At 46.6% G+C, this 21,077-nt stretch carries 13 protein-coding genes; 5 read left to right on the top strand and 8 right to left on the bottom strand.

What is annotated here, in order from left to right; translation table 11 throughout:
* Window positions 1-73 precede the first annotated feature (73 nt).
* Window positions 74-2,083: an LVIVD repeat-containing protein gene (locus FN815_RS13980; RefSeq protein WP_142455269.1), complete on the top strand. Its 2,010-nt coding sequence runs from the start codon at window positions 74-76 to the stop codon at window positions 2,081-2,083.
* 616 nt (window positions 2,084-2,699) lie between these two features.
* Complete coding sequence (locus tag FN815_RS13975) at window positions 2,700-3,170, top strand: cupin domain-containing protein (protein WP_142455268.1); 471 nt, start codon at window positions 2,700-2,702, stop codon at window positions 3,168-3,170.
* A 194-nt stretch (window positions 3,171-3,364) separates the two neighbouring features.
* On the opposite strand, the gene recQ is transcribed toward FN815_RS13975, so the two are convergent.
* The 4 genes from recQ to carA form a co-directional block, all read right to left on the bottom strand.
* Complete coding sequence (gene recQ, locus FN815_RS13970) at window positions 3,365-5,551, bottom strand: DNA helicase RecQ (protein ID WP_142455267.1); 2,187 nt, start codon at window positions 5,549-5,551, stop codon at window positions 3,365-3,367.
* A gap of 60 nt (window positions 5,552-5,611) precedes the next feature.
* Window positions 5,612-6,019, bottom strand: a complete 408-nt coding sequence (locus FN815_RS13965; protein ID WP_142455266.1) for a GxxExxY protein — start codon at window positions 6,017-6,019, stop codon at window positions 5,612-5,614.
* Between the two features lie 152 nt (window positions 6,020-6,171).
* Entirely contained in the window at window positions 6,172-9,009 is a 2,838-nt protein-coding gene (gene carB / locus FN815_RS13960; protein WP_142455265.1) for a carbamoyl-phosphate synthase large subunit, read from the bottom strand.
* 230 nt (window positions 9,010-9,239) lie between these two features.
* A complete protein-coding gene (gene carA / locus FN815_RS13955) occupies window positions 9,240-10,358 on the bottom strand; it encodes a glutamine-hydrolyzing carbamoyl-phosphate synthase small subunit (protein ID WP_142455264.1) in 1,119 nt (372 codons plus the stop codon).
* Between the two features lie 787 nt (window positions 10,359-11,145).
* Between carA and FN815_RS13950 the strand changes: the two genes are divergently transcribed.
* Entirely contained in the window at window positions 11,146-11,529 is a 384-nt protein-coding gene (locus FN815_RS13950) for a GxxExxY protein (RefSeq protein WP_142455263.1), read from the top strand.
* A gap of 277 nt (window positions 11,530-11,806) precedes the next feature.
* Here the strand turns inward: FN815_RS13950 and FN815_RS13945 are convergent, their stop codons facing one another.
* Entirely contained in the window at window positions 11,807-13,414 is a 1,608-nt protein-coding gene (locus tag FN815_RS13945) for a peptide chain release factor 3 (RefSeq protein WP_142455262.1), read from the bottom strand.
* A gap of 461 nt (window positions 13,415-13,875) precedes the next feature.
* Entirely contained in the window at window positions 13,876-15,735 is a 1,860-nt protein-coding gene (locus FN815_RS13940; protein WP_142455261.1) for a glycoside hydrolase family 13 protein, read from the bottom strand.
* A gap of 375 nt (window positions 15,736-16,110) precedes the next feature.
* Between FN815_RS13940 and FN815_RS13935 the strand changes: the two genes are divergently transcribed.
* Together FN815_RS13935 and FN815_RS13930 are read left to right on the top strand one after the other, a co-directional pair.
* Window positions 16,111-16,887, top strand: coding sequence for a hypothetical protein (locus FN815_RS13935; protein ID WP_142455260.1), 777 nt, complete (start codon window positions 16,111-16,113; stop codon window positions 16,885-16,887).
* A 14-nt stretch (window positions 16,888-16,901) separates the two neighbouring features.
* Complete coding sequence (locus FN815_RS13930; protein WP_142455259.1) at window positions 16,902-17,816, top strand: mechanosensitive ion channel family protein; 915 nt, start codon at window positions 16,902-16,904, stop codon at window positions 17,814-17,816.
* A 404-nt stretch (window positions 17,817-18,220) separates the two neighbouring features.
* On the opposite strand, the gene FN815_RS13925 is transcribed toward FN815_RS13930, so the two are convergent.
* Both FN815_RS13925 and FN815_RS13920 read right to left on the bottom strand, forming a co-directional pair.
* Window positions 18,221-19,507 (bottom strand): amidohydrolase, encoded by a 1,287-nt coding sequence (locus tag FN815_RS13925; RefSeq protein ID WP_142455258.1) that lies wholly within the window; start codon window positions 19,505-19,507, stop codon window positions 18,221-18,223.
* 701 nt (window positions 19,508-20,208) lie between these two features.
* Entirely contained in the window at window positions 20,209-20,928 is a 720-nt protein-coding gene (locus tag FN815_RS13920) for an SIMPL domain-containing protein (RefSeq protein WP_142455257.1), read from the bottom strand.
* Between the last annotated feature and the right edge of the window lie 149 nt (window positions 20,929-21,077).

The following is a 21,077-nucleotide window of genomic DNA, read 5'->3' as shown; positions in this document are numbered from 1 at the left end:
TCTACTCCGCGTTATATATTTTTACTACGATACTACTACGATTACCACTAATTAAATAGAATAGGGAAACAACATGAAATACGATAATAAGACTGCGCGGCCCCTGCTTGGAAAAGGATGGCTTTTCCTGCTGGCAGCTGTGCTAATGGGAACCTACGCGTGTTCCTCTTCATCAAATATGAGTGATGCGGATGTGCCGCCACCGCCGGCTTTAGTGCCTGTTGACGAGGCTGCTCCCCCAAGTCCGGATCCAAGGGTAGGCCTGGGAGCGGGTGTTTTTGACGCAGAAGAAGCTATCTGGAACCTTGATTTGCTATCAACTACTACACCTCCTGAAGATTTTGTAGGAGTGACTAACTCCGATCTCGCTTTTAAAGGAGATTATGCCATCCAGGGGAACTACAACGGTTTTATGGTGTGGGATTTGACCAACCCAACCAGTCCTGACTTGATCATAGATTATTTATGCCCGGCATCACAAAGTGATGTGTCGGTATATGGCGACCTACTGTTTGTTTCAGGTGAAGGTTTTGGTGGCCGCTTGGATTGCGGTACCGGCGGTGTTCAGGAAACTGTGAGTGAAGAGCGATTACGCGGCATTCGTATTTTTGATATCACCGACATTAAAAATCCCGTGTATGTTTCCAACGTACAAACCTGCCGTGGTTCTCACACCCACTCGGTGCTGAAAGATCCTGAAGACGATGAAAACGTATACGTTTATGTTTCTGGTTCTGCCCCGGTACGGCCTAATGAGGAGTTGCCCGGATGTTCTGCAGCGCTGCCTGATGAAGATCCCAACAGTGCGCTTTTCCGGATTGAGGTTATAAAAGTACCGCTCGACAATCCCGAGGAAGCAGCCATTGTAAACTCTCCCAGAATTTTTGAAAACCTGGATGCTGCTCCAACTCACGGCATGTCTCCTGCCGATCAGCAAGCACTTGAAGAAGCCCGTGAAGAAGGCGCATTTATCGCTGAGTTCTTTGGACGTGAGCGTGTGATTCCAGATCGTTTTGTACAGCCTATTTTGATGGAAATTGCCCAGGAAGACGGGCGCGAAGAAGTAACCGCTGCTGACAGTGCAGCCTTGCGTGAAACTCTGCAAGCACGTGTAGATGAAATGTTTGGAGATCGCGATGAAGATGATCCTATGGATCAGCGCGGTCCTAACCAGTGTCACGATATCACTTTATATCCTGAAATCGGCCTGGCCGGTGGTGCTTGTGAAGGCTATGGTTTGTTGTTGGATATCAGCGATCCTGCCAGTCCCAAGCGTGTAGATGCCGTAGCGGATTCCAACTTTGCCTACTGGCACTCAGCTACTTTCAACAACGAGGGTGACAAAGTGCTGTTTACCGATGAGTGGGGCGGAGGCGGCCAGCCTAAATGCCGCGAAGCCGACCCAATGGAATGGGGCGCCAACGCTTTATTTGCCATCAACGATAACAAAGAAATGGAGTTTTTGAGCTATTACAAACTTCCGGCGCCACAAACGCCAATGGAGAATTGTGTGGCGCATAACGGTTCCCTGATTCCTGTGCCCGATCGTGATATTATGGTGCAATCCTGGTACCAGGGCGGTATTTCTATTTTTGACTGGACGGATGCCGAGAATCCGGTAGAAATTGCATACCACGATCGTGGTCCTGTTGACTCAACCCGTATGCAAATGGGCGGAAGCTGGTCAGTATACTGGTATAACGGATTGATTGTGAACTCCGAAATTGCCCGTGGCCTAGACATCTTCGAACTGAAGCCAAGTCCATATATTTCTGAAAATGAAATTGCAGCCGCCAATACGGTGAAGCTGGATTATCTGAATGCTCAGGGTCAGCCCAAGTTTGAGTGGCCAACCACTTTCGCACTGGCTAAAGCGTATGTGGATCAGTTGGATCGCAACGACGCGATGGATAGCGAAGTGATCAGCGAACTACGAGTAGGTCTATACCGCGCTGAGCAGGCTTCTGGTTCTCGCCAGCAGCGAATCCTGGATAACCTGTCAGATATTCTGAATGATGCCGTGGTTGCCGATGCTTATGAAGAAAAAGCCGGTAAGCTGATGGACACCATCAACGCCCTGTAGGTTTGTTCGCTGTTTAAGCATTAAGCAGATATTTAAAGCCTGATCTGATTTTTCGGATCAGGCTTTTTTTATTTTAACGGCAGTTCGAGATAAAGTTTATACACAATAGTAATAATAATATAACGTGAGTTCGATATAAGAATATACGAAGATAAGCCTGTCGTCCCGGTCAAGATGTAGCGCAGCGGAATCGCAGAACCGGGATCTCCCGGCACATGGCGTAGTACTCACCATTACCTCGTTGTTGCCCAGCGTTGCCGGTAGTAAGGAGATCGCGGGTCTGGACCCACGATGACTCACATCACAGATTCTGTCATCTCTTCAATGATATTGCTCCTGTTTTGGGCAAAATTAACGGCTCAAGGTGATGGGTTTTATATCGAACTCACGTTAATATATGATGGTCATTCCGTGGCGCAGGCCCGGAATCTTATCGCTTGCCAGAGATCAAGCTGTCTTCAAAGGAACAATTAGATCCCTGCCCTCGCAGGGATGACTTTAAAATTCCATATTTCCCTGACTTCAACTATTCTTATCTAAAACTAACGCTATTTTAGGGTGTGATTGAATAGCACCTTATATATCAAATTATCAAAGGATTTAAATCAGAGACTGCATGAGCCGTACCAAATTAAGTGAAGACGAAAAAGAGAAACTGGACAACTTACTTCAGCCTATTGTAAAAGCAGAGGTTCACCATTATGGAAGTGACCGCACAGAAGTAGCCCGTTATGACCGACGTGAGCAAATGTACGGAGGGGATGGCATTGTTTACCTGCTGCAAATGTTTGAACCGGAAGAACTGGTCAATAACCGGATCGGAGCCTATATGATTCTTCCTACAGCCAAAGACAGCTGTGGCTTTCATACGCATGGCACGCGAAAGGAAGAAGAGATTTACTTGGTGATGCACGGCACAGGCATCTACCTGGAAAAAGATGAGTGGGAAGCTGAAGAAAGGGAATATCCTATTTCAAAAGGAAGTATCACCACTGTACGGGGAGAAGCCTTTCATGCCGTAAAAAATACCGGAGATGAACCTTTAGTTATTTTTGTGATTACCACCAATGAACCGGCCTCAGAATAGCTTCTAATCTGAGATTGATTAACAAAATAACTTCAGTTTAAGATTAGAAATCAGTTGCTCCGGCCTTCAGGCCGGTGTAATTATCTTAGAAGTGGAAATATTATCTGGAATTCACTTTATGCTCTCCTTTTTAAAAACATTCGGATCTCGAATACTTAAGATCCGAATGTTGCAGAAGCATACCATAATATTTCTTAGGCGGTCTCTGCCGCTTCATTAGCAAGAAAATACAGTTGCATGATACGAATCTGGTCGTAGCCAATTTTCTTGTTCATGCGGTCGTATACCACTTTAAGCATGTGAGAGCCTTTCTCATTAAAAATCTTCATGATCTCATCCTGCTGTCGCAGTGAGAGGGAAGTAGCTTCCGTGATGCCTTCCAGTCGCAGGTTGTTGCCTTCTTTTAGATAATCTTTCAGGTGATTCAAGATGGTAACCTCTTTCACGCCGTGTTCTTCGGCAAGGTGAGAAATAGCCTGACCATCGTTAAAGGCTTTTCCAATCTGCTGGTGCAGTTCGATGTTTTCCAGCTCCTCGGCTTTTTCCTGCAGGGTTTCTTTCTTGCTCTCAATGCCGTGCTCCTGCGTATACTTCTTAATCACCCCAATAAAAGCCGAACCGTATTTTTTGAGTTTGATTTCACCCACACCATATAAGGGCAGCATATGTTCTTTGTCTTTGGGATAATAATAGGCCATTTCCATCAGCGTGGTATCGGGGAAGATGGTGTAAGGAGGAATACCTTTTTTGTCGGCCATTTTCTTGCGTTCTTCCCGCAATATTTCGAAAAGATCTTCATCGTATTCGGCTTCCACTTCGTTGGCCACGCGTGAAGCTTCTTCGGTACTCATGGCGGTAGCCGTACGGTCCAGCGTGCCAAATACATTTTCCTCTCCCTTCAAGACGGCCCGTCCTTTCTCTTCAATTTCCAATTGGGCATGTTCTCCTTTCTTGATGTAATCCTGGCGTATAAGCATTCGGGAAAGCTGCTCCCACTGTGTTTTAGACCATTCTTTGCCGGTTCCATAAGTATCCAGTTTGTCGTGTTCGGGCTCCAGCACGGTTTTGGCTTTGGAGCCTCGCAATACGTTAATAACCTGTGTTTTACCGAAGCTTTCTTCCAGTTCAGAGATACAGCGCAGCATTTTCTTAGCCTGAAGGGTGAAGTCCTCTACATTGTCATCCTTGGAAATACAATTGTCGCACATTCCACATTCTTCATTGGGATATTCTTCCCCGAAGTAATCCATCAGTGGAATACGCCGGCACTTTTTGGTCTCGATAAATTTCACAAGATCCTCGAGGTGCTTCTCGGCAACTTCCTTTTCTTGTCCTTCTTTTTTATTGATGAAGTACTTGATCTTATGACGATCGTTGTAGCTGAACAGCATTACGCAATCAGAACGAAGTCCGTCACGCCCGGCGCGACCAATTTGCTGATAGTACTGTTCAATGTTTTGTGGCATATCGTAATGCATCACGAAGCGGACATTGGGTTTATTGATCCCCATACCGAAAGCGATGGTGGCTACAATAATCTGCACATCATCCCTGATAAACTTGCGCTGATTTATGGCCCGGTCGCGATCAGACAATCCGGCGTGATAGGGTTTCACTGAGTAGCCTTCATCGGCCAGCTCTTGGGCTAACTCGTCCACCTGCCGGCGAGAGATACAGTAAATAATACCGGATTGATTTTTCCGAGTGTATAGAAAATCCAGCACTTGGTTGGTGGCATCGTCCTTATCGGCAATCTTCAAAAATAAATTGGGACGGTCGAAGCTGGCAATAAATTCTTCAGAGTCTCCGAACTCCAGTGTCTTTTTGATGTCCTCACGCACGCGGGGAGTAGCCGTAGCGGTAAGGGCCATGCAGGTAGCATTGGGAAAAATCTCTTTGCGAACCGTAGCCAGCTCCCGGTAATCAGGGCGAAAATCATGTCCCCATTCTGAAATACAGTGCGCCTCATCCACAGCAAACAGGTCAACCTCGATGTTTTCCAGCAGCTCCTTGGTTTTATCCATCAGCAGGGTTTCCGGTGCGATATACAGCAACTTGGCTTTGCCCTGCAACACTTGTCGACGGTTGTAGCCATAGGCTTCCGGAGACAGCGAACTATTCAAATGCACCGCGTTGATGTCAAATTCCCGAAGTTGCTCAACCTGGTCTTTCATCAGCGAGATAAGAGGCGAAACAACCACCGTGAGTCCATCAAACAACAAAGCCGGTATTTGGTAGCAAAGCGATTTACCCCCACCGGTGGGCATGATCACCAGGGCATCTTTGCCTTGGGTTGCTTGGGTAATGATTTCTTCCTGCAGGGGGCGGAAGGAGTCGTAGCCGAATGTTTCTTTGAGGGTCGTCTTTGCTTCTTTGATCACAGATTAGTTTGATTTAGGGATTTCACAGATTGTTATTTGATGCACCTGTAAAATCACTTTTTAATTTTGATAGTTTTTGAGTTGTGCAATACGCTTAAAGGTAAGGCTGTTTTCACCAAAATTTAAAAGTAATGCCACTTCAAGTTTATATGCTTTTAAATAATTTAAAACCTGGGAAATATGTTGGGCATTAATTTCTCCTACAGCCTTCAGTTCTACCAGGATTTTATTTTCGACCAAGAGGTCTACTCTCCGAGAGCCAACCTTTGCATTTTTATAATAAAGCGGCATAGTGATTTCACTTTGAAAACTTAACCGCTGCAGGATCAGTTCGTGCATCATAGACCGATGATAAACGATTTCTCGAAAACCATTTCCAAGCTCAGAGTGAACGTTCATAGCCGCTCCGATGATGCTGCCAGTAAGTTTTTTGTACTTAAAATCAGGAGGTTGAGTATCTGACGCCATAATAGACTATTGAATTTGTATTCAATAGTAAGAGCATTCTCAACTCAATTCCTTACGAGATTTGTAACAGATTATTTTTTATTTAGGGACTTCACAGATCTTTTCAGTCTGTGAATAATCCCTAAATCTGTAAATCCTGGGAATCTGTGTTCCTACTTACTCAAATACAAGCTCTTAAACTCATACGGCTTCTTGAAGTGTTCATCGTTGAAGTTTTCGGCAAAGTAGATGGTTTCGCCGGTAGACTTCATTTCCGGGCCGAGTTCCTTCTTCACTTCCGGGAATTTCTTGAACGGGAACACCGGTTCTTTGATGGCCCAGTTTTTCAGTTTTGAAGTTAGATCCTCTTTCGGGAAGTCCTTCAGCTTGGCGCCGAGCATCACTTTCACAGCGATAGCTGCTTCCGGGCGTTGGGTTGCTTTAGCAAGGAAGGGGATGGTTCGGGTTGATCGCGGATTGGCTTCCAGTACATACACTTTTTCATCCTTCACCGCATACTGCACATTCAGGAATCCGACGATGCCCATCTCGCTTGCAATTTTTTCCTGATACTCTTTCACTTTATCCAGTACTTCATCACTGAGAGAATAGGTAGGAATTACCGCCGTGGAATCACCAGAGTGTACACCGGCTGGCTCAATATGCTGCATGATTCCGGAGATATGCAGTTGCTCCCCGTCATATACGGAATCCACGTCCAGCTCTATGGCGTGCTCCAGGTAACTGTCGATAAGGAAGTCGTTTTCCGGATGAGTTTTCAGAATGGTTTCAGTGTAGCGCTGTAATTCGCTCTCTTTGATGGCAATGCGCATACCCTGTCCACCCAACACATAACTTGGGCGAATCAGTACCGGGTAGCCGATTTCATTGGCTACTTCCAGCGAACCTTCCACACTGCGTGCGGTTCCGTACTGAGGGAATGGAATCTCCAGTTTCTCGAGAAATTTGGAGAAAGCTCCACGGTCTTCCGCAAAGTTAATCTTCTCAAAAGGCGTTCCGAAAATGTGAATGCCTTCTTCCACAAAACGCTTGCCAAGTTTCAGGGCCGTCTGCCCGCCCACTTGTAAAATCACGCCTTCCGGTTTTTCATATTCGATGATATCCAGCACGCGCTCCCAATAAACCGGCTCAAAATACAGTTTATCGGCGATGTCAAAGTCGGTAGATACGGTTTCGGGGTTACAGTTCACCATGATGGCCTCGTAACCCATTTCCTGTGCGGCTTTCACAGCATGCACGCAGGTGTAATCAAACTCAATTCCTTGTCCAATGCGGTTCGGGCCGCTACCCAAAATCAGCACTTTTTTGTTATCGCTGACTTCACTTTCGTTTTCGCCTTCATAAGCGGAGTAATAGTAGGGTGTTTCGGCGGGAAACTCGGCAGCACAGGTATCCACAATTTTAAATACCGGCTTCAGTCCAAGTTCTTTGCGTTTTGCGCGCACCGCGTATTCATCCACGGGGCCGTCACTCTGGCTCAACATCCAGGCAATCTGCGTGTCGCTAAAGCCTGCCTGTTTCAGCTCATACAGGTCATCTTTAGAGATACTGTCCAGTGATTGTCCCTCTGTTCTGTTTTCCAGGGATACCATGTATCGGATTTGTTGCAGGAACCAGGGATCAACCTGGGTGATATCGGCAATTTCTTCTACCGAAGCGCCCAGCTTGAAGGCATGACGTACATTTAGCAGACGATCCCAATAAGGTTTTAGCAGACGCTCGCGTACCGTTTTTCGATCAATTTCTTCGTAGCCATCGGCTCCGAGTCCGGCGCGACCCACCTCAAGCGACTGCCAGGCTTTATTCAGTGCTTCAGGGAAGTTACGGCCGATAGACATCACCTCACCCACCGCCTTCATCTGGGTGGTCAGTTCTTCATCCACACCAGGGAATTTATCAAAGTTGAAGCGTGGTGCTTTCACAATTACATAATCAATAGAGGGCTCAAAGCAAGCTGAGGAAACACCGGTGATAGGGTTGGGCAGCTCATCCAGGTTATAGCCAACAGCCAGTTTGGTCGCAATTTTGGCGATGGGATATCCCGTCGCTTTAGAGGCCAGTGCCGACGAACGGCTTACCCTTGGGTTGATCTCAATGGCCACAAAGCGATCGCTTCCGGGTTCAACGGCAAACTGCACGTTACAGCCACCGGCAAACTCGCCAATGGAGTTCATCATTTTGATGGCCGCATCACGCAGCATCTGGAACTGTTTGTCCGTGAGCGTTTGGGAAGGAGCCACGGTCACGGAATCCCCAGTATGAACCCCCATGGGATCAATATTTTCCACGGTACAAACAATCACTACCGTATCGTTGGGATCACGCAGGAGTTCCAGCTCGTATTCCTTCCAGCCGAAGATACTTTCTTCAATCAGTACCTGGTGCACCGGACTCAGTTCCAGCCCACGCAGTACTTTTCGTTCAAATTCATCTTCATTCCAAACGATGCCGCCACCATCACCGCCCATGGTAAAAGAGGGGCGAATTACGATAGGCAGTCCGCCCAGCTGTTCGGTGATTTCTTTGGCTTCCAGCAGAGAATCAGCCACTTTACTTCTACACTGAGGGATGTCAATCTCATCCATCAGGTCGCGGAACTTCTGCCGGTCTTCGGTGATTTCGACCGCGTCAATATTCACTCCAATAACGTGAATGTCATTTTCTTTCCAGAAGTTTTCTTTTTGAAGTTCGCCGGTCAGGTTCAGCCCGGTCTGGCCGCCCATGGTAGGCAGAACGGCGTCGGGTTTTTCTTTGGCTACAATTTCTTTGATGGAATCGGTGGTCAGCGGTTTCAGGTAAATCGCATCGGCCATCAGCGGGTCGGTCATGATGGTGGCCGGGTTCGAATTGATGAGCACTACTTCGTATCCCTCTTCTTTGAGAGACCGGCATGCCTGTGATCCGGAGTAGTCAAATTCTGCGGCCTGTCCAATTACAATAGGCCCTGATCCAATGATAAGAATTTTGTGGATGTCGTCGCGTCTTGGCATGTGTTTGGTAGGTGGTTATTTGTTGTTCGTTAGGTGGTATTTCGTAATCGTAGATTGTACTCGCGCAAGCGTCTCGCTTGTGCGAACTGGCGGTACAAGCGTGACGCTTGCACCAGGCTTTGTCTTGTCATCGCGGGTTAAATTCTGCGATCTCCTGATTAAAGTATGTGCTGTATTTTCGGAGATCCCGGCTCAGGGCCGGGATGACGTTGCTGGATTATAAAAATCGTTTAGGCTTCTACTCCTTTATGCTCTTTGATCATGTCCAAAAACTGGTCAAAGAGGTAGGATGAATCGTGTGGACCGGGAGAAGCTTCGGGGTGATACTGCACCGAGAAGCCAGGGAAACTCTTGAACCGTAATCCCTCAATAGTTTGGTCATTCAGGTTGATGTGGGTGATTTCCACTTTGGACTCGTCAAGTGCATCTTCATCCACAGCAAAACCGTGGTTCTGTGTGGTGATTTCCACTTTCCCGGTCAGCAGGTTTTTTACCGGCTGGTTGGCGCCGCGGTGTCCCACATACATTTTCTTTACGGGGATGCCATCGGCCAGCGCCATCAACTGATGCCCAAGACAAATACCAAAGAGTGGCTTTTGAGTTTCTTTGGCGTACTTAACCACATCCAGGGCATATTCGCTGGTTGCGTTAGGGTCGCCCGGACCGTTGCTGAAGAAAAATCCATCAGGATTCCAGTCTTTGATTTCATCCAGGTAATCGCCCTTGGCTGGAAAGATACGCAGCGTGCAGCCCCGGCTGTTAAGGTTGTTGATGATATTCTGTTTAATACCATAGTCGAAAGCCGCTACTTTGTAAGGGCCGTCACTGTGGATGGTTTGGGGCTCCGAGCGGGTGACTTTTGAGGCCAGTTCCAAGCCTTCCATCTGGTCCCAGTCTTTGGCCATTTGTACCAATTTATCTTCGTCCAGTTCGGTGCTTGAAATCACGGCGTTCATCACGCCTTTTTCCCGGATATGACGTACCAGCATTCGGGTATCAACGCCGGATATACCGGTAATTTCATGGTCCTCCAGGTATTCCTGCAGGCTACGGTCGGCCATAGGGTTGCTAAATTCATGAGAAAATGCCCGGCAGATGACACCGGCTACCATAACTTTCCGGGCCTCATCATCCCGTGGCATGGTTCCATAATTTCCAATGTGTGGATAGGTCATCATCATAAGCTGGCCGTAGTAGCTGGGATCGGTGAAGATCTCCTGGTAGCCAGTCATACTGGTGTTGAAACAAAGCTCGCCGCCGGTGATGCCGTCGTGCCCGATGGCTTGTCCGTGCACCACGGTTCCGTCGCTAAGTGCAAGTATGGCTTTTTTACGTGGATAAAGTGACATGAATCAGGTTGGTTTCAGTTTTGGTGATGGATGTTAGGGTGATTTAAAGGTACAAGCGATGCGCCTGTGGAATATTTTTGAGGATAATTCAAATCGTTATTGAGAGGTAAAGCCATGGTGACATTTACCCTCCCCTTAATCCCCTCCCAAGAGGGGAAATGTTTTTTAAAAACATGAGATACGGAGACTAAATCTTGGAATCTCTCGCACCAATAGATCTTTTGCAGAGGAGAAGAAGCCTTACAGCCGGAAAAGAACGGGGGCTGAAAAAATCTCAAACCAAAAAAAATCCGACTACGAATACCGCGTCGGATTTTAAAAGTAATATGGGAAATCAATAAAAATACCATTACGACTGCGGCCTCCATTTTTTTGGGCCACGCCGTACCAATACAGTAAAGCTATGGATTGCTAAAGTCTTGATTTGAGTGAGTGCTTCTTTTTGAAGTTTGCCAAAGATACATAGCAAAGGGTTTGGATTCAATTATGAATTTTAATTATTGGGAGTGAATCATGGATTGAGAGGATTTAAGGATGTGCACGGATTATGTAAGAATGAAATTCAGCGAAATCGGTGCAATCCTCTTAATCTGTGATGGAAGTTTACGAAGAGTGCATCTACTCCAATTCAGAATCATGGATTAAGCGGATAAAAGGATATACACGGATTTGTTACAAATCAGTGAAATCTAATAATCCATATAATCAGCGATTCAACCCGTGCAAGAAAAGTAGATTTCAATTACTTTCGGCTAAAAGAATAACATTTCGGGGAGGGGAGGTAATAATGAATACCAACTTAAAGTATCATGATATCACCGAAAAAATTATAGGAGCTTCTTTTGAAGTTCATAAATTTCTGGGAAATGGATTTCAGGAAGTAATCTATCAAAGAGCCTTGGCTTATGAATTAACAAAGCTGAATGTGGATTTTGGCAGGGAAATTGAACAGCCTATTTATTACAGGGATTTGGATGAACCTATAGGAACTCGCCGTGCTGATTTTGTGGTAGATGGTAAAGTTCTGGTCGAAATTAAAGCCATAAAAGAATTGGAAGATGTGCATTTGGCGCAAGCTTTGAACTATTTGAAAGCCTATAAAATTGAAGTAGGCCTGCTAATTAATTTTGGTTCGAAGAGTTTGAGCTTTAAGCGGCTGATACTGACATAAAATTAAATAGTTGGTTTTTGAACACGGATTGAAAGGATTTGAGGATGTACACGGATTTTTCTCACAGAAGAAAGTAATCAGTGAAATCCAATAATCCGTTTAATCAGCGATTCATAGTTATGGATATTGCATCTATTTAAGTTCAAAATCACGAATTAAGAGGATTTTAGGATAAACACGGATTATGAATGGTATCAGTGAAATCTGTGCAATCCCCTTAATCAGCGATCCAACCCACTTCAACATTCAATATTGAATGTTCGATATTCAATATTCCCTATCCTTGCTTAAACTTGAACAGGTTCTCCGTTCCCACTTTCTCCTCTCCCTGACTTAATGCGTACTGAGAATCAAACAGCACAATAGGGTTGTCTTCCATATCCTTCGTGACGTGTGTGGAGTAGCTGGCTTCCAGTTTCTCGATGACATCATCTTTACCATTGGGCAGCCAGCGGGCACAGTGATAAGAAACCGGCGTTTTGATAAGCTCTACGCCATATTCGGTAAGCATGCGGTGTTCTACCACTTCAAACTGCAGCACGCCTACGGTTCCCAGCAGCAGTTCGTTTCCAACGCCATTGGGTACTTCAAATACGTGTACTACCCCTTCCTCAGAAAGCTGCTTGAGACCTTCCCGAAGCTGTTTTCGTTTGAAAGGATCTTTGGTAGCTACTTTTTGGAAGTGCTCGGGCGTAAACAGCGGAATTACATCAAACTTGACTTCATTTTGCTCAAAAATAGTCGTGCCAATACGGAAGGAGCCCGGGTTAAAAATAGAAACTATATCACCAGGGTAAGCTTCTTCCATCAACTGACGGTCGTCCCCCATCAGGGTATGTGGGGTCGACATCTTGACTTTTTTGCCCAGACCAGCGATAGTCACTTGTTGTCCGCGCTCGAACTTGCCAGAGGCCACGCGGATGAATGCGGCACAGTCGCGGTGATCCGGATTCATGTTGGCCTGCATCTTAAAGATGAATCCGGAGAAACCATCGTTGAGATCCCGGGCCATACCTTCGGGAGTTTTGTACTGCTGAGGATGCGGAGCCAGTTGGTGGAAGTAATTCAAGAATACATCCAGGCCAAAATTATGCAACGCAGATCCGAAGAATACCGGGGTTACTTTTCCGGTAGCATATTCTTCGCGATCCATGTTTTCATACATGTCATCAATCAGCATCACTTCTTCTTCAAAAGCCTCTTTTTCCACCTTCGACATATCACTCTTGGCGAGCGCTTCTTCGAGATCCAGCACTTCGGTGACGGCTTTCTTGGCACCATGCTCACTTTTTTGATACATGTGTACTTTCTTCTCGATCACATCATAGATGCCCTGGAATTTATGCCCGTAGCCCATAGGCCAGCTGGCTGGCACGGCTTCGATACCCAGCTTATTCTCAATGTTGCTCAGAATTTCCAGCGGCTCCATACCGGGACGGTCGCACTTGTTTACAAAAGTGATTACCGGCACTTCGCGAAGCTTACATACTTCGAACAACTTCTCGGTTTGTTCCTCCACACCTTTGGCAACATCAATCACCATCAGGCCGCTATCGGCAGCAACCAGGGTGCGAAGGGTATCTTCGGAAAAGTCTTTGTGACCCGGGGTGTCCAGCAGGTTGTATTTGATGCCTTCTTTTTCAAAGCGGAGTACGGAGGAGGTCACAGAAATCCCGCGTTCCTGCTCGATAGACATCCAGTCGGAGGCCGCATGGCGGCTGGCTTTACGTGCGCGGATAGACCCGGCCTCGTGCAGGGCTCCACCATACAGCAATAGCTTTTCAGTGAGAGTGGTTTTACCCGCATCGGGGTGAGAAATAATGGCGAAGGTGCGTCGCTTCTTCGCCTCTTTAGTAATGTCGGATTCGGAAGTGGCCGTGCTCATAGTGTCTCGTTCAGCTTGATTGAAGCCTTAAAGATACGGCCTTTTGAGTGAAGTTTGTAGTGGGGGAATGGTTGATTAGGAATAAGGTGATAAAGTGATTGAGTGATATAGTAGTGGCTGGTAATCTACCTGTTTACCAAAAACAAGCTTATGGACTGATGTTAGAGCTTATCTGTGCTTCCTTTTTGACGAAAGAGTTTCCCCCGACAAGCTTGTCGGGGGATTAAGGGGTGGGTAAATGTGGCATAAGGCAATGCTGCAATTTACTGCTTCTTTTATATCCACAGGGACCGGGAGGTCCTTGCAGGGATTCCCAACCGGGTGGTTGTGAACGATAAGAAATCCGCGGAATCCTAAAATCCGCCAAATCAGTGATTCTAAGGCTTTTTGTACCAGTAAGGGCGCATCGCAATGCGCCCTTACTCACTATCTTGGATAAAATTAAAAACAGTTCCTGATTGCTACCTCAACTCCCAAACACCAGCAGTGTTTGCAGTGATTTCAAAATCCTGTGTCACATCTACTTCCTGCCCGGAAAGCACATCAACACCCACCTCAAACGCATCTAAAATCTCCGCAAAACGGTCCCGGTTTAGGGTTGCGGCTTCTTCGCCGGCGTTCAGTACCACCATCACGGTTTGCTCATCGTGCACACGGAAGTACACGTAGGTGTTGTTTTCCGGGATGAAGTGCACCAGCTTGCCTTCGTGGATGGCCACGGCATCCTTGCGCCACTGGTTGAGTTGGGTTATGTAGTCGATGATTTCATTTTCCTGTTCGGTGCGACCTCCTTCGGTGAACACGCTGCGGTCGTCATCGGGCCAGCCGCCAGGCATGGTTTGCCGCCAGGCTTCGTCATCGCCACCGCGGTTTTCGTGGGCCATCATCAATTCGGTGCCGTAGTACACTTGCGGGATGCCCCGGGTGGTCATCAAAAACATGTAGGCTATTTTGAAAAGGTCTTCGTCTTTCCCAAGGGTCTCGTAAATGCGGCCCATATCGTGGTTGTCCAGGAAGATGACATTCTTCATGGGATCAGCATAGAGGCGGTCTTGGGCAATGGTTTCATAAATCTTGCTAAGTCCGTTGGCCCATGAGAATTCTTCATTCAAACCCTGGCGCACCGCAAAGCTGAGGGGAAAATCAGTAACGCTGGGCAGCTCTGAGTCGTAACCATCATCTACGCCGGGGGCATCGTATTGCCAGTAAGATTCGTTGGGTACATTCTCCACCCAGGCCTCGCCCACAATGTTGAAATTTGGGTAAGCGGTCAGCACTTCTTTGGACCATCGCGCCATGTATTTCTGATCGGGATACACGTAGGTATCCATGCGGATGCCGTCGATACCGGAGTATTCAATCCACCATAGCGTGTTTTGGATGAGGTAATCCGCCAGCAGTTCGTTGTTCTGATTCAGGTCGGGCATCTCAGGGACAAACCAGCCGTTCAGCAATTTGTCTCTGTCGTATTCGGAAGCGTAGGGATCAGAGCCTACCGTGCCGCGGAAGTTGGTTTGGCCATATTCATCCCAGGAGTGAAACCAATCCTTGGTGGGCCAGTCATTCATCCACCAGTGTTTGTCGCCTACGTGGTTGTGAATCATGTCCATGATTACTTTCATATCCCGCTGATGTACGCGATCCACCAGTTCTTTGTAGAGTTCATTGGAACCGTACCGGCGATCGACTTTATACAAATCCGTAGCCGCATAGCCGTGGTAGGCTCCGTACTCCGGACTCATATCGTTTTCAAACATGGGCGTAAACCAGATGGCCGTCATGCCTAAATTTTCCAGGTAATCCAGTTGATCGATCACTCCTTGAATATCCCCGCCTTGCCGGCGTTCGGGGTTGGAACGGTCGGCTGCTTCGCGCATGCCTTCGATGGTGTCGTTAGAGGGATCACCGTTGGCGAAGCGGTCAGGCATCATCAGGTAAATGAGGTCGGAAGCATCAAAGCCCATATTACGTCCTTCAGTAGTTTCGCGGGTTTTGAGTTCATAGTTCAGGGTGATTTCCTCATCACCGCGTGTTAATACAATGGGAAGGTTGCCAGCAAGGGCTTCATCCGAAATATCAAAATACAAAAAGAGGTAATTGGGAGAGTCTACGGCCAGTTGCTTGGTGATTGTTACCTCGGGATAATCCACCGTGGCGCGATAGTGACCGAGTTCATCCCCGTAAAGCTGTAGCTGTAATTCATTGACGGGCATTTGGGTCCACCAGAAGGGCGGGTCTACAATTTCAACTTGCGAAGGCTGTGCCTGCAGAAGGGAAAAAGTGAATAGGGTAATAAGGGTTAAGAGGAATGATTTCTTCATGAAAGTCTGTTTTTTGGGTTCCAACAGCAGGATAATAAAGATCAAAGCACACTTTTTCTGATGTAAATGCTTACATGGGTGTTTAGTCATACTTAATTTGTGGTAAAAGTGTCTTTCTCCTTGAGAAGGAGAAAACAAAAGAGGTCGGAAATGGTGGATTCGATTTATGATGCTTAGTAAAAGTTTTGGAAGATGAAAGGCGGATAAAATAGTGATGATGTTGGGCACTGTGTCGATGCTGAAACTCTCATCACCCCAAAATCATTTTCAAGAAGTGCTTTTTTGGAACGCTTGGACGTTAAAACCTTTTTGTTTTGCCAAGTCGGGAAAATTCCACATTTTAGAAGTATATTTATCACCTTAAAACTGTATGATATGCCGGAACCTGTCTGGACGTCTTATTCGGTAGAAGAAGGCGCTTCTCCCCTCCATTTACATGTGGATACCTTGCATTTATGGATAAAAAAGTACAACGAGGAATTCTGGATTGCCCATACCTATGCTACTGCGGATAATGCCGATCCAGAGCCAGATGATAAAACGGAATGGGAACGCTGGGCCCCAAAATCTGATGAAAATGAAATTCAGTTACGCCCGATATTCCCGAATTTGCCGGTAATTGTGAGTTCCGAATACCCGTTAAAACTGGTGCCGGGGGCTAAAATTCAGGTGTATTGCCGGGTGCCGTTGTGGATGGAAATCAGCCTGGCCAAATCGAAATATGTGCTGCAGGAAATCCCCATCACTAAATTATCGCGAACCTGGTTTGGAACTACTTTAGAAGGCGAATTATGCTATTGGCTCACCAGCAAGGCCCGCCGCAGTTTAGAGGAGGTGGAAAGTAAGCCGTACCTGGTAAACTGCCCTATTCAAATCACAAATAAATCGCATGCTGAGCTAAATTTTGAACGGTTTTGTTACCGGGTTGAACGGCTGGGTATCTATCGGTTGAAAGACGAATATTGGGCCGATGAAACCAATATCGTGTACCAGGGTGAGGAGCAACACAGCGATGTAACCATGAGCGGAAAATTGCCGGCCAAACTGGGCAAAGGTGAGTTGATTTCCAAACCCCGAAACCCCGTATCCAAAAGTTTGGCCACCCGCACCTTTAAAATGCTTTTTGACGATACCATTATTTCTGCAAAGTAAGTTTTTGATTGATTATGGAACAAGATACTACTGCCGTTGCCGCTGCTGATACTACCACCACCTTGTTAGACTTGCCTGCAGAGGCATTTTTTTCGGAAGCATTTTTAGCTATGTCGCTTCGTATAGCCATCATAATTGCTGTGGGTATTCCCGTCGTATTTATGCTACGGGGATGGGCCCGTTCGTTCTTTACCAAAAAATATGCTACCCATTACGGTATGTTGGCCGGTAAAGTGGTTTTTTATGTAGGCTTAGTGATTTTAGTGGTTACCGTGATGGGACAGCTGGGCATCAGCCTGGCACCGCTGTTGGGGGCGGCCGGAATTTTGGGAGTGGCCCTGGGTTTTGCTTCTCAAACCAGCGTATCCAACATCATCAGCGGGTTATTTTTGATTGCCGAACAGCCATTTAAAGTTGATGATGTAATCACTATCGGCAACACTACCGGGGCTGTACTTTCCATCGATATGCTGTCGGTAAAACTCCGCACTTTTGATAACCGCTATGTGCGTATTCCCAATGAAATGATTATCAAGCAGGAGGTCACCAACATTACTAAATTTCCCATTCGGCGATTTAATGCCAATATTTCGGTGGCTTATAAAGAAGATATATCGCGGGTGCGTGAAGTGCTGCTGGATGTGGCCGAGAAAAATGAATTCGCCCTTTCTGAACCAGCTCCTATGGTTGTTTTTGATATGTACGGGGCCTCATCTATTGATTTACTGCTGCTGGTTTGGGCTCCCAAGGATGAGTTCATCAAGCTAAAAAACAGTATCAACGAAGAAATGAAAGCCCGATTTGATAAAGAGGGCATTGAGATTCCATTTCCTCATCTTTCTATTTACTCGGGTGAGGCATCAAAATCTATTCCCATCGAGTTGGTTGGGGATAAAGCAGATAAACTGAAGGGCAAAGAGAAGAAATGAATGGCGGATTGCAATTAGCAAGTCAAGCCCCGTATTCATCTGACGACTGGCAAGACGCGTCGTTCATTTAATCCTGCACAGAGCCGTCTAATGAATGTCTATAATTCGGCAAAATGCCCCTGGCTATCGACCTCTTCTTTCTTCTCCTTTAGTTTATCCCGAGCATTCGGCGGCAAGAAGAAGGAAGCCTATATAGAATTAGGGCTTATGGTTCAATATTCTTATAAAAAAAGGCCAGAGAACTTTCTCTCCTTATGAAGGAGAGGATTGAGGTGAGGTTAAGTATAGTGCAAAAGCTATGCCTTATTTATTCTATTTCCCTTAGAAAAAAACGGTCAGACGGACTGCAAGCCGTCGGACCGAAGTTCAATGTTCGAAGTTCTTTGTTCCTTGTTGAGTGTTCCTCACTGATACATATAATCTACTACCAGGTGCCCCATAGCCCGAACGCCCAGCTTCATTCCGCGTTCGTCCAGCATAAAATCGGGGGTGTGATGGCCGGCTGGTTCGCGATCCGGTACTTTGGCGCCTACGAAAAAGTATAAGCCGGGGATCTCTTTTTGGAAGAAAGAAAAGTCTTCAGCCCCGGTGATGGCATCCATATGAACGGCGTTTTCTTCACCAGCTACTTCTTTAAGCGTAGGTTCCATCATGGCGGTAAGTGCAGGATCGTTGTAGGTAATGGGGTAGCCTTCGTAGATGGTTAGGGTGGCTTCAGCGCCGTTGCTTTCAGCGGTGTTTTGTACGATGGTTTCCAGTCGTTGGAAAATAAGTTGTCGCATGTATTCATCCAGCGCACGGATGGTGCCTTCCATATGTACGCTTTCGGGGATGATGTTATGGCGGACACCCCCTTCAATCACTCCAACGGTAACCACGGCCGCCTGCTTGGTCAGTTCCATGCTGCGGCTTACGATGGTTTGAATGTTGTTAATCATTTGTGCGGCGGTAACAATGGGGTCTACACCATTCCAGGGAGCCGACCCATGCGCCTGCTTTCCTTTGATGTCGATACTATAGCTATTTACGCTGGCCATGATGCCTTCGGGGCGATACCTCAGCGTGCCGACCGGCGTGGCATCATTGATGTGTAAGCCAAAGATGACATCCACCTCCGGATTTTCCAGTACACCTTCTTTTACCATCAGCTCGGCCCCGCCTTCCTCGCCTTGCGGTGCTCCTTCTTCAGCCGGCTGGAAGATAAATTTTACGGTGCCTTTGAGCTCATCCTGCATCTCAGTAAGGATTTTGGCTACGCCCATCAAAATGGCAATGTGCGTGTCGTGACCACAGGCATGCATCACGCCAACTTCCTTGCCCTGGTAAGTGCCGGTGGCTACTGATTTAAAAGGGAGATCATTGCGTTCGGTGACCGGAAGCCCGTCAATATCGGCACGTAGGCCTACTACTGGTCCGGGCTCACCGCCTTCCAACAAAGCTACCACGCCCGTATGCGCGATACCGGTTTCCACTTCCAGTCCAAGCTCATTCAGATATTTAGCAATATATTCTGCCGTATCGTACTCGCGGTTGGAAAGCTCCGGGTGTTCATGAAAATGCCGGCGCCATTCAATGACCTGCTCCTCAATTTCATCCGCGCGTTCGTCGATGATTTGTTTGAGTTGTTGGGTTTGAGCCAGGGCAGGAAGAGCCATCAGGGAAACAAGGAATAGTAGTACCAGTTTTTTCATAGCAGGAGGTATTAGGTGGAGATTGACGGGCAGATATTAATCAAAGCGATCCAAAAATAAAATTTTGTGCTATGTGCTATGTGCTATGTGCTATGTGCTATGTGCTATGTGCTATGTGCTATGTGCTATGTGCTATGTGCTATGTGCTATGTGCTATGTGCTGTCCATTCCAACAACCTCGTTCCACACGCTCTGCGTTGGAACGAAATGGGTGATGAGAAAAACCCAAAACTGTTAACCTAAATCAACAAAAGACGACCAAAGAGAATTCCCTCTTTGAAGAGGGACCGCAAATAATCTCTGATTATTTGCAGGGGGGATGTGCGATGGTGGATTATGGCCTTTCTGTTTGCTTGCTCTGAGTTATTGCCCTTGGCTACAAAACCCATCCTTGTTCCTTCCCTAACGTGCAGGCACGCCAAGGAAGGAGACGCCTGTAGGAGTTTTGAGTTTTTTATCTGCAATGGTGCAAAAAAGAAAAGCCAATACCTCAAAGCCATAAATAGCTATGTATTTACCAAGACGTTCCCCTTCCTTGACGCAGTCGGGCTAAAACTGAAGAGTTCCCGGATGGCGGCTGATCGAATAAAACTTTATCGATGTAACCAATAAGTGCGTTAGGGAAAGAGACAGAGAAAGGGTCCTGTAGCCAAGGGTAAAACCTTTGACAAAATATGTCACATGCTTTCTAAAAACCCCAATCAATCCGACAAATAATACACCACCGTAGAAACCACGCGGACATTCTTGATATGCGGGTTGTTGTTATCCCGTGGAGAAATACTAAACTGCCCCTGGTAAGCAGTTTTGATTTTGCCAAGCTGACTGTTGGAGTCTTCCGCAAACTTCTCAGCCACGGCGCGCGCTTCTTTGGTAGCGGCTTCAATCATCTGTGGTTTGATTTCATTGAGGCGGGTGAAGAGGTATTCGGTGCGCACCTGGTACTCATCCCCGGAAAGCGTGACACCTTGTTTTCCCAACTCCGAAAGCTGGTTCATCACATCACGTACATCGGTCACGTTTTCGGAATATACCGTTACGGTTTGATTGGCTACGTAACGGAATTCGGCATCACTTGGCCCGCCGTAACGCTGGGCGGATTTGTCGGTTACATACGGCGTGCCTACAGAAATTTCCTCATCTGAAATGCCATGATTTTTCAAAAAGGTCTTCACTTTTTCGGTGCTGCCTTCCAGCGAAGTGTAAATATCCTGCAGCTGGTTGCTGGCCTCAGAAAACTGGATGGGCCAAATCACGATATCCGCCAAATGCTCTTCCTCAGCAAGACCTTTTACCGTTACGGTTCTCTCATATTCTTTAAAAGTGATGGCAGCCTGGCTAAGTAAAAACCCAAGGGCAGATAAGCCCAGGAAAATTGAGACTCCGAGTATCCAAAGGTTTCTGTTGTTATTCTCTTGCATAATTATTTTTTGGTAGGTTGAAAAGACATTCTAAAATACTGATAACAAGAGCTTTTAAAAATGATGAAATAATAAATTATGTAGGTTGACGTGTAGTAGAATTAGCGATTAAATCACATATTGTGGAATGATTTGGTCCGCCGATCTTT

It is taken from the genome of Gracilimonas mengyeensis, assembly GCF_900182705.1.
In the GTDB taxonomy this organism is placed as follows: domain Bacteria; phylum Bacteroidota; class Rhodothermia; order Balneolales; family Balneolaceae; genus Gracilimonas; species Gracilimonas mengyeensis.
Note: the sequence above shows the minus strand (reverse complement) of the source record. Positions and strands in the feature narration are given on the sequence as shown.